The sequence below is a fragment of the Flexibacter flexilis DSM 6793 genome, assembly GCF_900112255.1.
In the GTDB taxonomy this organism is placed as follows: Bacteria; Bacteroidota; Bacteroidia; order Cytophagales; family Flexibacteraceae; genus Flexibacter; species Flexibacter flexilis.
The window spans coordinates 324,787-337,638 of record NZ_FOLE01000002.1 but is presented as its reverse complement, the minus strand read 5'-3'; the positions used below and the strand labels follow the sequence as shown (position 1 = coordinate 337,638).

At 42.7% G+C, this 12,852-nt stretch carries 10 protein-coding genes; 4 read left to right on the top strand and 6 right to left on the bottom strand.

Features of this window, described 5'->3' with window-relative positions; translation table 11 throughout:
* The first annotated feature begins 234 nt into the window (after window positions 1-234).
* Together mnmA and hflX are read left to right on the top strand one after the other, a co-directional pair.
* Entirely contained in the window at window positions 235-1,350 is a 1,116-nt protein-coding gene (gene mnmA, locus BM090_RS05275) for a tRNA 2-thiouridine(34) synthase MnmA (protein ID WP_091508657.1), read from the top strand.
* A gap of 75 nt (window positions 1,351-1,425) precedes the next feature.
* Window positions 1,426-2,664: a GTPase HflX gene (gene hflX / locus BM090_RS05270; RefSeq protein ID WP_091508654.1), complete on the top strand. Its 1,239-nt coding sequence runs from the start codon at window positions 1,426-1,428 to the stop codon at window positions 2,662-2,664.
* 71 nt (window positions 2,665-2,735) lie between these two features.
* On the opposite strand, the gene BM090_RS05265 is transcribed toward hflX, so the two are convergent.
* The 6 genes from BM090_RS05265 to BM090_RS05240 all read right to left on the bottom strand — a co-directional run bounded on the left by BM090_RS05265 (window position 2,736) and on the right by BM090_RS05240 (window position 8,173).
* Window positions 2,736-3,740, bottom strand: a complete 1,005-nt coding sequence (locus BM090_RS05265) for a hypothetical protein (RefSeq protein WP_091508650.1) — start codon at window positions 3,738-3,740, stop codon at window positions 2,736-2,738.
* A 129-nt stretch (window positions 3,741-3,869) separates the two neighbouring features.
* Window positions 3,870-4,799: a glycosyltransferase family 2 protein gene (locus tag BM090_RS05260; protein ID WP_091508647.1), complete on the bottom strand. Its 930-nt coding sequence runs from the start codon at window positions 4,797-4,799 to the stop codon at window positions 3,870-3,872.
* Between the two features lie 108 nt (window positions 4,800-4,907).
* Complete coding sequence (gene lepA / locus BM090_RS05255; RefSeq protein ID WP_091508645.1) at window positions 4,908-6,698, bottom strand: translation elongation factor 4; 1,791 nt, start codon at window positions 6,696-6,698, stop codon at window positions 4,908-4,910.
* A 112-nt stretch (window positions 6,699-6,810) separates the two neighbouring features.
* Window positions 6,811-7,221 (bottom strand): sugar 3,4-ketoisomerase, encoded by a 411-nt coding sequence (locus BM090_RS05250; protein ID WP_091508642.1) that lies wholly within the window; start codon window positions 7,219-7,221, stop codon window positions 6,811-6,813.
* 27 nt (window positions 7,222-7,248) lie between these two features.
* Complete coding sequence (locus BM090_RS05245) at window positions 7,249-7,803, bottom strand: DUF4199 domain-containing protein (protein ID WP_091508640.1); 555 nt, start codon at window positions 7,801-7,803, stop codon at window positions 7,249-7,251.
* 40 nt (window positions 7,804-7,843) lie between these two features.
* Entirely contained in the window at window positions 7,844-8,173 is a 330-nt protein-coding gene (locus BM090_RS05240; RefSeq protein ID WP_091508639.1) for a HesB/IscA family protein, read from the bottom strand.
* Window positions 8,174-8,434: 261 nt separating this feature from the next.
* Between BM090_RS05240 and BM090_RS05235 the strand changes: the two genes are divergently transcribed.
* On the top strand, window positions 8,435-11,434 hold the full coding sequence (locus BM090_RS05235) for an AsmA family protein (protein ID WP_091508637.1): 3,000 nt from the start codon (window positions 8,435-8,437) through the stop codon (window positions 11,432-11,434).
* Between the two features lie 192 nt (window positions 11,435-11,626).
* Entirely contained in the window at window positions 11,627-12,844 is a 1,218-nt protein-coding gene (locus BM090_RS05230) for a retropepsin-like aspartic protease (RefSeq protein WP_091508636.1), read from the top strand.
* Window positions 12,845-12,852: the final 8 nt, after the last annotated feature.

The window sequence follows — 12,852 nt, the reverse complement described above, 5'->3', positions numbered from 1 at the left end:
AAATTCTGCAAAATACAACCAAAATTGATGGTGTTAAATTTTAATACAATCTTTAACTTTTGTGCCAGTTTTGGTGTTCTCTTACGCCGAGCATAGGGGCACGGCTGTGGGCATAAGGCTAATTCCTAAATGCTTCCGTATATTTGCCCTTACATTTTAATTTTTTCCAAAACAGAATCCAACAAGGATTTGACTTTGAATCAAAGTCTTGAAGGTTCATAATCCAATGAACAAATGAGTAAACATGGAAGAGTATTAGTGGCCATGAGCGGTGGAATAGATAGCTCTGTGGCTGCTGTAATGCTTCACGAACAAGGTTACGAAGTAATTGGTATGACCATGAAAACATGGGACTATGCCTCTGCTGGCGGTAGCAAAAAGGAAACAGGCTGTTGCAGTCTCGACTCCATCAACGACGCGCGAACCGTTGCCGTGAATTTGGGTTTTCCACATTACATTCTCGACATTCGCGAAGAGTTTGGCGACTATGTGATTAACCATTTTACGGGCGAATACTTGGAAGGCCGCACGCCGAACCCATGTGTATTGTGCAACACGCACATCAAATGGGACTCGCTTTTGCGCCGCGCCGACAAGCTCGACTGCGAATGGATTGCCACTGGCCATTACGCCAACTTGCGCCACGAAAACGACCGTTATTTTATTTCCAAAGGCATTGACGAAAACAAAGACCAGTCGTATGCACTTTGGGGCGTTTCGCAACAAAGTTTGAGCCGCACTATGTTGCCACTGGGCAATTTGCGCAAAACACAAATCCGCGAAATGGCCGCCGAACGTGGTTTTATGGATTTGGTGAACAAGTCCGAATCTTACGAAATTTGCTTTGTGCCCGACAACGATTATAGAGGTTTCCTCAAACGCCGCGTGCCTGATTTGCAAGAGCGTGTCAATGGCGGTGAATTTGTGTTGGAAGACGGCACGGTAGTAGGCAAACACGAAGGTTATCCGTTCTATACCATCGGCCAACGCAAAGGCTTGGGCATCACATTGGGTTATCCTGTGTTCGTAACCGAAATCCGCAAAGACAGCAACCAAGTGGTTTTGGGAACAATAGACAAACTCGCGCGCGATGGTATGTGGGCTGGCAAACTCAATATGATGAAATACGCCGACCTGACAGGCCGCACGCTGGAAACCGTTACGAAAGTCCGTTACAACGACGACGGCACATCGGCAGCCATTACGCAAGTCGGCGACCGTATGCAAGTGCTTTTCCATGAAGGAGTTAATGCCATTGCACCAGGCCAAGCCGCTGTGTTTTATGAAGGCAACGACGTAGTGGGTGGCGGCTGGATTCTGTCGAGTTTCAGACAAGAAGCCACGTTATAATTTGATTTTACAAACCTGATAGGTTAGTTTTATTTAAAGCCTATCAGGTTTCTTTAACTGAAAAATATTTTCTAAATGATAGAAAAAAAATCACATTCCACCGCCGCCAAAACTGAAAAAGCTGTTTTGGTAGCAGTGGTTACACAAAAACAAACCGCCGAACAAGCACACGAATATTTGGAGGAATTGGCGTTTTTGGCTACGACGGCAGGCGTGGAAACCATTGGCCGTTTTACCCAAAAACTCGAACGCCCCGACAATCGTACTTTTGTGGGAAAAGGCAAACTCGAAGAAATTGAGGCTTTTGTAAAAGCACACGAAGCCGACACGGTTATTTTTGACGACGACCTTTCGCCCTCGCAGGTGCGCAACTTGGAAAATGAACTGAAAGTCAAGATTCTTGACCGCAGTTTGCTCATCATTCACATTTTTTCGATGCGCGCGCAAACTGCCCAGTCCAAAGTACAAGTAGAATTGGCGCAGTATCAATATTTGTACCCACGACTTACGCGCCTGTGGACGCACTTGAGCAAACAAAAAGGTGGCGTGGGAACACGCGGTGGGCCGGGTGAAAAGGAATTGGAAACTGACCGCCGTATCGTAAAAGACCGCATCGCGTTTCTGAAAGAAAAATTAAAAGAAATTGATAAACAAAGCGTTACGCGCCGTCAAGGTCGCGACCGTCTGGTACGTGTGGCGATTGTGGGTTATACGAACGTAGGCAAATCCACGCTGCTCAATGAACTTTCTAAGGCGGAAGTTTTTGCGGAAAACAAACTTTTCGCGACAGTGGATTCTACGGTTCGCAAAGTGGTTTATAACAACATTCCGTTTTTGCTTACCGATACGGTTGGGTTCATTCGCAAGCTGCCTACGCACTTGATAGAAAGTTTCAAATCCACGCTCGACGAGGTGCGCGAAGCCGATGTACTCATGCACGTGATAGACATTTCGCATCCTGCTTTTGAGGAGCATCTGGAGGTAGTAAACAAAATTTTGGGTGATATAAAAGCCGCCGACAAACCGACGCTTTATGTTTTCAATAAAATTGATTTGTTCAATAACCCCGAACACACGGCCAAAGCTATTGAAAACGAACGACCTACACCCGAAGAGATTATCACGCGCCTAAAGGCCACGTACATGAACCAAGACGATACGTTTACAGTGTTTATTTCTGCCCAAAAACGCCAGAATATCGACGAGTTGCGTAAAATCCTGACGGCGATGGTACGTCGCAAACACATTTCCATTTATCCGCATTTCCTTGAAAATGAGGTGATTTACGGAGAAGCTCCAGAAGAGTCAGAATAATTGACATAAAAAAAGCTACACCGCCAATAAACGATGTAGCTTTTTTTTATTATTAAAAAGAAACAAGCGAATTATTCTTCTAACATTCCGATTCTGACCAAAAACTTGTTGTAAGCGGTTTGGAAATCGGTGTTTTCGGGTTCGGCTGCGGCAGCTTCCGCATACGAGTTCATGGCATCAATGTAGAGATGGTGTTCTTCGTAATAAGCACCAAATATCACTTTGCCGATGATAGTCCCATCGTTTTCGGCTTTGAGTTGCGTTACTTCTTTCTGAATTTTATTGAAATTTTCGCCTTGCACAAATCTCAAACCAATCTTAGCAGCTTGTACTTCTTCGGTCGCGCTCTTAGCACTGATGCCGAGCAAGCACATTTTCGCATTTTTCAGGGCTAATTTTCCAAAATCAACCATCAAAGCCGTGTCCGAAGTTTCTTTCTGGAATACGGTTTGGTCGAACATATCACTAATCGTAACTACATAGCTTTTGGCCGACGGCAATTTGCGCCAACGGAAAGTATTTTGTGCGACAAACACATCCGAAGAAGCAGGCAACAGAATCGTGTTGGCCAACTCACGTTGTAGGGCTGTGGCTGCGCTGTTGGCACGCGAAGTGGAACGAGTTACAGCTCCCGTTACGGCCATATATTGCTGGTGATTTTTCTTCATGTCCTTGTCTTTCTCTTTGAGGCTTTCCCCAAAAACAAAGTTGGCATAACGTTCACTTACAGAGCTACTTACTTTTGCAAATCGCCCTGCCAAATCACTCACTGATTGTTTGCCTGGCGTGCGAAGCTCTAGCACGCGCCCCGACAAGTGCATAAGACTTATGTAGCTATTGGGTGTTACTTCAATGCTTTCGTCATTGTAAAGTTTTTTGCCTGAAGCCAATATGAATTTGCCTGATGGCTTAATCACGGACACCATGCCACGTATAGAAATTACCTTAAAAAGTTCTTCTTGTGGTGCGGCTGGCGACTCTGCCGTAGGGGTTTGCGCAAAGCCTTGTTGTGGAATAAAGACCACTGTTGCTGCACTGAGTAAACCGATTAGCCCTAAGTTTTGTAGAATTTTCATGTTAATAGCAAATTATAATGAGTTCGGTATAGACAACACCATATATAACATCAAGTACACAAAAGTAAGCAAGAGTTTTTAGATAATTACAATTTTTTAATTATATTAACATAAAATTAAGGCTCATAGTTACTTATCTGTATTCGTTTCATTGACGATATACAACGGACGATTACGGATATTTGCGCCCAAGCGGCTCAAATATTCGCCAATAATCCCCAACGAAATAAGCTGAATACCGCCTAAGAATAGCACACTAATAATAGTAGATGCCCAACCTTCCACGTAGTCGCCACTGATAAGCCTTGTGTAAAGTACGTACAGCAATAACAAAAAGGCAAAGCCAGACACCGTAAACCCTGCCATAGTGGCCATTTTGAGCGGAAAGTCTGAAAAAGAGGTAATGCCGTCCAACGCAAAGCGAATCATTTTGGAATAAGTATAACCCGTTTGGCCACCTGCACGTTCGGAGCGGTCGTATTCAACGTATGTTTGGCGGAAACCAATCCATGCAATTTGGCCACGCAAATATTTATTTTGTTCGGGCATTTTTTTCAAAATCTCCAAAACTTTGCGGTCAATTACCCTAAAATCGCCAGTATCCACAGGGATTTCTACGGACGTAATGCGTGCCAAAAGTCTATAAAATACTTTGGCTGTGAGCAACTTCATGAAACTTTCGCCTGACCTACGACGGCGTTTGGCGTACACCACCTCAAAACCTTCGTCCATTTTGGCGAACATCTCAATAATCAATTCTGGTGGGTCTTGTAAATCGGCATCAATAATGGCGATGCGGTTACCTTTGGCGTGGTCGAGGCCTGCCGTTACGGCGATTTGATGACCAAAATTGCGGCTAAAATCTATGTATTTGATGGCTTTGTCTGTTTCTGCCAATCCTTTCACCAACTGAATGGAACGGTCGCGACTGCCGTCATTTATAAAAATAAATTCGTATTCAGAGAGTTTCATGGTCTTGACCAATGCGTCAAGCCTGCGATGCAGCGTAACGATATTCGCTTCCTCGTTGTAAATAGGTATGATAATGGATAACTGCATTATTGTTTAATTAGCCTTTTAAAAAATAGGTTTTAGTTTTCAATAAAAAGACAGAAGCGAAAACGATGTGCGCTTTCAAACTTCTGTCTTTCAGTTATGTAATAAAAATTATTGGTCGAGTTTCAGCACGGCCATAAATGCTTCCTGCGGGATTTCTACGTTACCCACTTGGCGCATACGTTTTTTACCTTTTTTCTGTTTTTCGAGCAATTTACGCTTACGCGAAATATCACCGCCATAACATTTGGCCAAAACATCTTTGCGCAAGGCTTTCACGGTTTCGCGAGCAATGATTTTTTGCCCGATGGCTGCTTGTACCGCAATTTCAAATTGTTGGCGTGGTAAAAGTTCTTTAAGTTTTTCGCAAAGGCGTTTGCCCCATTCGTAGGCCTTATCGCGGTGAACTATGGCCGAAAGTGCATCTACTTTTTCGCCGTTAAGCATAATATCCAACTTCACCATGTGCGATTCACGGAAGCCAATTAGTTCATAATCAAGCGAAGCGTAACCGCGCGAAATGGTTTTTAGTTTATCGAAGAAATCAAAAACGATTTCCGAAAGCGGCAAATCAAACGTAAGTTCTACGCGCTCAGAAGTTAGGTAGTTTTGGTTTTTGATAATGCCACGCTTGTCGATACACAACGACATGATTGAGCCTACATAATCCGACTTAGAAATAATCTGGGCCTTAATGAATGGCTCTTCGATGTAGTCAATGTGGTTAGGTTCAGGCATTTCGGAAGGTGCGCTGATGTTGAGCGTTTCGCCTGCTGTGGTATGGCAAAGAAATGCCACCGACGGAACAGTTGTAATCACGGTCATATCAAATTCGCGTTCCAAACGCTCCTGCACAATTTCCATGTGCAACATACCCAAGAATCCGCAACGGAAACCAAAGCCCAACGCCGCCGAAGTTTCAGGCTCCCACACCAACGACGCGTCGTTGAGTTGGAGTTTTTCCATCGCCGTGCGCAAATCTTCAAACTCGCTGGTTTCCACTGGATAAATACCCGCAAAAACCATTGGCTTCACGTCCGCAAAACCCTGAATCGCTTCCGAACAAGGATTCAAAAGATGTGTAATCGTGTCACCTACTTTTACTTCTTTGGCATCTTTGATACCCGAAATCAAGTAACCCACATTGCCCGCGCCGATAGATAATTGCGGCTCTTGGTTGAGCTTCAAAATCCCTACTTCGTCGGCTTCGTATTGGCGACCTGTGGCCATAAATTTTACTTTATCGCCTTTGTTGATAGTGCCGTTATACACCCTAAAATAAACCTCAATGCCTCTGTAAGAGTTAAAAACAGAGTCGAAAATGAGGGCTTGAAGTGGTGCTTCTGGGTCGCCTTTTGGTGGCGGAATGCGTTCTACTACGGCATTGAGAATGTCCTGAATACCGATGCCTTCTTTACCGCTGGCGTGTATAATTTCTTCGCGTTTGCAGCCGAGTAAGTCCACGATTTCGTCTTTTACTTCTTCGGGCATCGCGCCAGGTAAATCTATTTTGTTGAGTACTGGGATAATTTCCAAGTTGTTGCCCAAAGCCAAATACAAGTTTGAAATAGTCTGAGCTTCAATGCCTTGAGCGGCATCTACGATAAGCAAAGCACCTTCACAAGCCGCAATGGAACGGGACACTTCGTACGAAAAGTCCACGTGGCCAGGCGTATCAATAAGGTTAAAAACGTAAGTTTCCCCTTTGTACGGGTAAGTCATCTGAATGGCGTGGCTTTTGATGGTAATGCCGCGCTCGCGTTCCAAATCCATATCATCGAGCAATTGCGCTTGCATTTGGCGTTTGTCCACTGTCTGGGTAAACTCCAAAAGGCGGTCGGCTAAAGTACTTTTGCCGTGGTCAATGTGTGCGATGATGCAAAAATTTCTAATATTCTTCATTGCAGCTATGTAAAGCGATAAATGCTTGATTCCTAATTTTTTAAATAAAAATTTACAATTCTACTCATGCAAAAGTAGAGATAATTTGTCAAATATCGAAACGGGTTATTTTTTACGCGCCTAAGCCTCTAAAAGTTTCGTAATCACGAATGTAAGCTGCTTCGTTGTAAGGCTCAGAAGCCATACAAAAAAGGACAGTTTCGGGCTGCTCAATCTGGATTTTGTGCCAATGAAGCGGCGGAATAATCACGGCTTTTTGCGGATTTTCTAACAAAAAAGAAAAGGTTTGGCCACTGGCTGACTCGCAAATTATTTCGGCTTTGCCGTGCATGGCCACTATAAAAATTACAGATTTTTGGTGCGCGTGTAACCCTCGCTCGCAAGGGGCAGGCGTGCCATAAATCCAGAAAATACGCTGCGGCACAAACGGAATTTCTTCGCCGCTCATGGCCGACAAAAAACCACGTTCTTTTTCTCCAAAACTTTCAATATCAATACAATATGGCTCTAAAGCGTTAGGCATTAGTTCAAAAATGGGAAGGGTAAATTACTACTCTGCTTTTGTTAAATCAATTTTCGTTTCGGGCTGCGCTGGTGCTTTGTGGCGCAAAATCAGCGAAAGCAAAGGAACGAGCAAAAACATATAAGTTATTTTTTTGAAAAACTCATCTATAAATATTCCGCTGGCGGTGGTTTGGCCGATGGTGGCCAATTGCTCGTCGTAGGCTTTTTGCCCAAATTGTTGAATCGTATTGGCTTTTGAATTGATAATAAATATTTTAGAACTTTCGATGTAGCCCAAAAGTGCTTTGTCGCTCACGTAATTAAGTACCACATACAAAATGCTGGCCGAAAGCAAAGCCGTTACCAATTGCGTAACATTGCCCATCATCAAGGCTTCCCAAAAGTGCAAATGCCCGTCGCGGCGACCGCCACGCACATACCACATCGAAAAAATCATGGCCAAAGCAGGAATCCAAATGTCCATGTAGCGCGCCAATGGACTGGTAAGTACATTGCCGAAAACCAAAAGAAAATATGTGGCGCAGCCAAATCCACTAAAAAGCCCCGCAAAGGCGGCAATGCGCAAAAGTTGTATATTCATTTATCTAAAAATTTGAAAATCAGTTTTTTGTGTGAAAAAATTAAGACTGTGGCACGTCGGGGTTTGAGAAAATAAAGCCGCGTGCATTGACACCATCTTCAAAATCTATTTGCATTCCGAGCACGTACATGGCGTGTTTTTTTTCTATCAAAATGCCGAATCCGTCGGGGTGTGTGTAAGCGTCGTCGGTTTCTTTGGCTTTGTCAAATCCCAACAAATACGACAAACCCGAACAGCCGCCGCCGCGTATGCCTACGCGTAATGCGTATTCGGCAGGAATGTTTTTGTTGGCCATGATTTGTTTTATTTCGGAGGCGGCTCGCTCTGTTATGGAAACGGGCAGCGGTTTTTCTATGGTCGAAATTGGCATTTTCGGAAAATATTTTTATTGAAAATCAATAGCTTAACTAAAAATAGGCTGCAAAGTTAGCTAAATTTTGCCGAAGGCGATATATTCATTTGGCTTCCTATTTTTCAAAATATTGTCGGTGTGTATGCAAATCAATTATATTTTAACGTTCTATTGAAAAAAAATTATAATCTTTCTGCCTCAATCGCGTAATTTGCGGTTTAAGCTATGGTTTTATTCTAATTCTTTACCTTCAACTTTTTACTTATAATTATCAAGCCCATGAAAAAAGTTTTGTATGTCGTTTTGGGTGTAATTGTGCTACTATTTGCCGCTTTAGCGTCTATTCCTTTGTTCTTTAAAGATTCCATTAAAGCCAAGATAGACAGCGAGATAGCCAACGCCGTAAACGCAAAAGTATATTACAATGCCAACGATTTTGGTTTAAGTATTTTTAGCAGCTTCCCGAACCTGACGGTAAGCATGGGCAATTTTGGTGTAGTGGGGCAAGACACGTTTGCGCACGACACGCTGGCCGCCGTGAAGTCTTTTAATGCCGTTGTGGACATTATGAGCGTGATTGGTGGCGACAAAATTAAGGTAAAAGAAATTTCGTTGATTGAACCAAAAATCCGCGTGATTGTGCTGGCCAATGGCAAAGCCAACTGGGACATTTCCAAACCGTCGGCTACGCCCACAGACACGGCCAAGTCCGAACCCTCGTCTTTCAATATCGGGATTGATAAATGGTCTATCAAAGACGGTAACATTTGTTACACGGATTTGACGATACCACTCAAGGCAGAAGTACTCGGCCTGAATCATACGGGCAAAGGTGATTTTACGCAAGATATTTTTGACCTGAATATGCAAACGGTCATCAACTCGCTTTCGGTTACTTTTGATAAAGTTAATTACTTGAGTAATAAAAAATTAGAAGCCGACATGACCTTGAACATGGACTTGCCAAATGCCAAATACACGTTCAAAGAAAATAACTTTAAGCTCAACGAATTTGCTTTTGGTTTTGATGGCTACGTGGCCATGCCTGCGGCTGGTATCGAAACCGACATCAAATTTAAAACCCTCGAAACCAAATTTAAAAGCATTCTTTCGCTGGTACCAGGAGTCTATATGGCCGATTTTGCGGACATCAAAACGGATGGCACGTTGGCTTTTGACGGCTACGCCAAAGGCCTTTACAACGAAAAGCAAATGCCTGCTTTCGGCCTGAATTTGAAAATCGACAAAGGAATGTTCCAGTATCCGAAATTACCGACAGCCGTTACCAATATTGCGTTGGATATGGCCGTGAAAAATTCGAAAGGCATCATCGACGAGACGGAAGTGAACATTAGCAAATTCCATTTGGATTTGGGTAAAAACCCCGTTGATGCCCGCCTGACGCTCAAAGGCCTTACGAATATGCTATTGGACGCGGACGTGAGTGCCAAACTGAATTTGGCCGAAATTACGAACGTGTTCCCAGTGGACGGCCTGACACTCAAAGGGTTGTTTGGGCTAAACGTAAAAGCCAAAGGCACGTACAACGACAGTTTACATTTGTTGCCTGCGGTGACGGCCAACATGAACATGATAGATGGCTTTGTGAAGTCTAAAGATTTTCCTGCGCCAATCGAAAAAATCAATTTTATGGCAAGCGTAGAAAACCCGAACGGCCAAATGGAAGCCACTAAAATCCAAGTACCGACTTTCGGAATGGAACTGGAAGGCGAGCCGTTTTCGATGGTGGCTTTTGTAGAAAATTTAGTTGATTATCAGTACGATGTAAAAGTAAAAGGCGGTGTAGATTTGACCAAAATCACAAAAATTTATCCGCTTGAAGGCATGACTTTGGCAGGAAAAATAAAAGCCGACATTGCCACACGCGGACGTATGTCGGATGTTACGGCCAAGCGTTACGCCAAATTGCCTACGTCGGGAACGCTGACAGCCAGCAATTTTTCGTTTGTGAGCAAAGACGTTCCGCAAGGCGTGAAAATCACGGGAGCGGCCATGAGTTTTGACCCAGTGCGCGCGCAAGTATCTAAGTTTGAAGGATTTTTGGGTAAAAGCGACGTTTCGGCTAACGGCTACTTGAGTAACTATTTGGCATTTATTTTTAATAATGAAAAGCTAACAGGCGCATTGAATTTTTCTTCTAAGAAATTTGATACCAACGAATGGCTCACTAAAGAAGAAGTCGCCACAAAAACCACCGCGGAAGAACCTATGACGGTGGTCGAAATTCCGAAAAACATTGATTTCGTGTTGGCTTCGCAACTTGGTGAAGTGCTATACGACAACATGGACATTACAGACCTGAAAGGCAACATCATCGTGCGCGACGGAACGGTACGTCTGGACAAAGGTACGTTCAATTTGTTGGGTGGCGCGTTTGGCATGAATGGCCTTTACGACTCACGCGACCTGACGCACCCGAAATTTGACTTTGATTTGGACATCAAAAACCTTGAAATTCCGAAGGCTTACCAAACTTTCAATACCGTAAAAATGTTAGCTCCTGTAGCCGAAAATATGACGGGTAAACTTTCTACCAAATTTAAAATCAATGGAGAGTTGGGCAAAGACATGATGCCTGTTTACCCAACCATGAATGGCGCAGGTTTGCTCAATATCGCGGAGGCTTCGCTCAAAGAAATGAAGTTGTTGTCTGGCATACAGAAAGTTACGAAACTAAGCGGTAGCAATTCGGGTGCTGTAAATCTTAAAGATTTGCTTCTTAAAGCCGAGATTCAGAATGGCCGCGTGTTCTTCCAACCGTTTGACGTTTCGGCGGGAGGTCAGAAAATTAACATCGGCGGAAGTCAGGGTTTTGATGGCACGATAGACTACAATATCAAAATGACTGTGCCAGCAGGTGCGGCGGGTGTTGCGCTGAACAATGCAACTTCGTTGCTTACAGGCAAAGCCGCCGACGGTTCGGGCAATGTGAAGTTGAACCTCAAAGCCACAGGCAATCAAAACGACCCTAAAATTTCGTTGTTGGGCGGTGGTTCGGATGGAAGCAGCAGCCTGAAAAGCGACGTAAAAGCCAATGTACAAGCCAGTCTCAACGATGCCAAAGCCAAGGCGCAAGCCACTGCGGACAGCCTTCGCAAAGCTGCCGAAGACAAGGCCAAAGCCGAGTTGGACAAAGCTAAAGCCGACGCAGAAGCCAAAGCCAAAGAGGAAGCCGACCGCCTGAAAAAAGAAGCGGAAGAAAAAGCGAAAAAAGAGCTTGAAAAACTCAAAGACAAATGGAAGTTGCCTAAAAAATAGGCTCTTTTGAATAGATTTCTAATAAACAAAGCAGCCCAAGTTATTCGTTTAATTTGGGCTGCTTCATTTTTGGCAATGCTTGGCCTTAAGTGATGTCTAACTGTTTAATTTAACTTTGGAGCTGTTCTGTGGGTTGGCTGCTTCATCGTATTATCAATCCAGTTCTATAACTAAATTAATCAAAATCAAAACATGAAATTAATAATTCGTACATTTTTACTAATCATCCTAACTTCACAGTTGGTGAATGCTCAAAAAACGCTACCAACCCTCAAGACAAACAAAACTTCAATCAGTATTCAAGAAGGAAATTCTGAATACAAGGACGTTTGGGAAATTTCTCCTGAAGTAAAATTGGATGTTTTTGTTGCAAATCCATTCAGAGGAACCCAAACAATTGTGTTTCGCTCGGACATTGATAGCATTTCTTTTACTGTAAAGCCCAATAAAAAATATGACTTTATTATTTTGTTGAATGGAAAAGACAAAGCATACACACAAATAAGTACTTATAGCAAAGCGAAGCCTTCATTAGAACCTAAACTTTTCTATACAAGATTAAAAAAGGCTAACACACAAACAGATACGATTCCTTTTACGCTTGGCAAAGACAATTGGATTCATTTAAAAGGTAAAATTAATAATTCGGATACCGTCGATTTTTTATTTGATACAGGCGCAGGAATTTGTGTGATAACTTCTTCAATTATTAACAAAAAAGTAAACCTTACAATAGATGGAAGTGAGGAAAATGGCGGAACTGACGGTATCGCGACAGTGGACAAAAGTGCTAAAAATGTAATTGAAATCAGTAATTTAAAATGGGAAAATGTCCCGCTTTTATCCATCAATTATCAAAAACCTACTTTTGATGCTGTGATGGGTTGGGTTGCATTCGAAAATAAAATCATTGAAATTGATTATGAAAAACATATTTTAGTAGTTCATCAATTTTTACCAAACTTATCTGCCGAATATACAAAGCTACCATATCAGTTAATCGGTGGGGTTCCGTATATAAAATGTAAACTTGTTGTCAATAAAAAAGAAGTGGAAGGCTGGTTTGATTTTGATAGCGGTTCTAATGGAGAATTGATTATTGGCCAAAAATTTGCCAGAGACAATGCCCTCAACGACGCGATGAAAAATATTGGTACAAGTATCTCGGTTGGTAGTACGGGAAAAGCCATTAAAAACAATAAAGTGATTTTGCCAAAATTAAAATTAGGCGATTATGAAATGTATCAAGTTCCGTTAGCCATTCAGGAACAAGAAGTAGAGGGCGATGAACATAATGAAAATATTGGAAATAATATTTTGAAACGTTTTAATACCATCATTGATTTTAAGGCTGGTTTTATTTACTTAAAACCCAACAACTTATTTTACACACCGATCATACGAAACTAAAACACTCT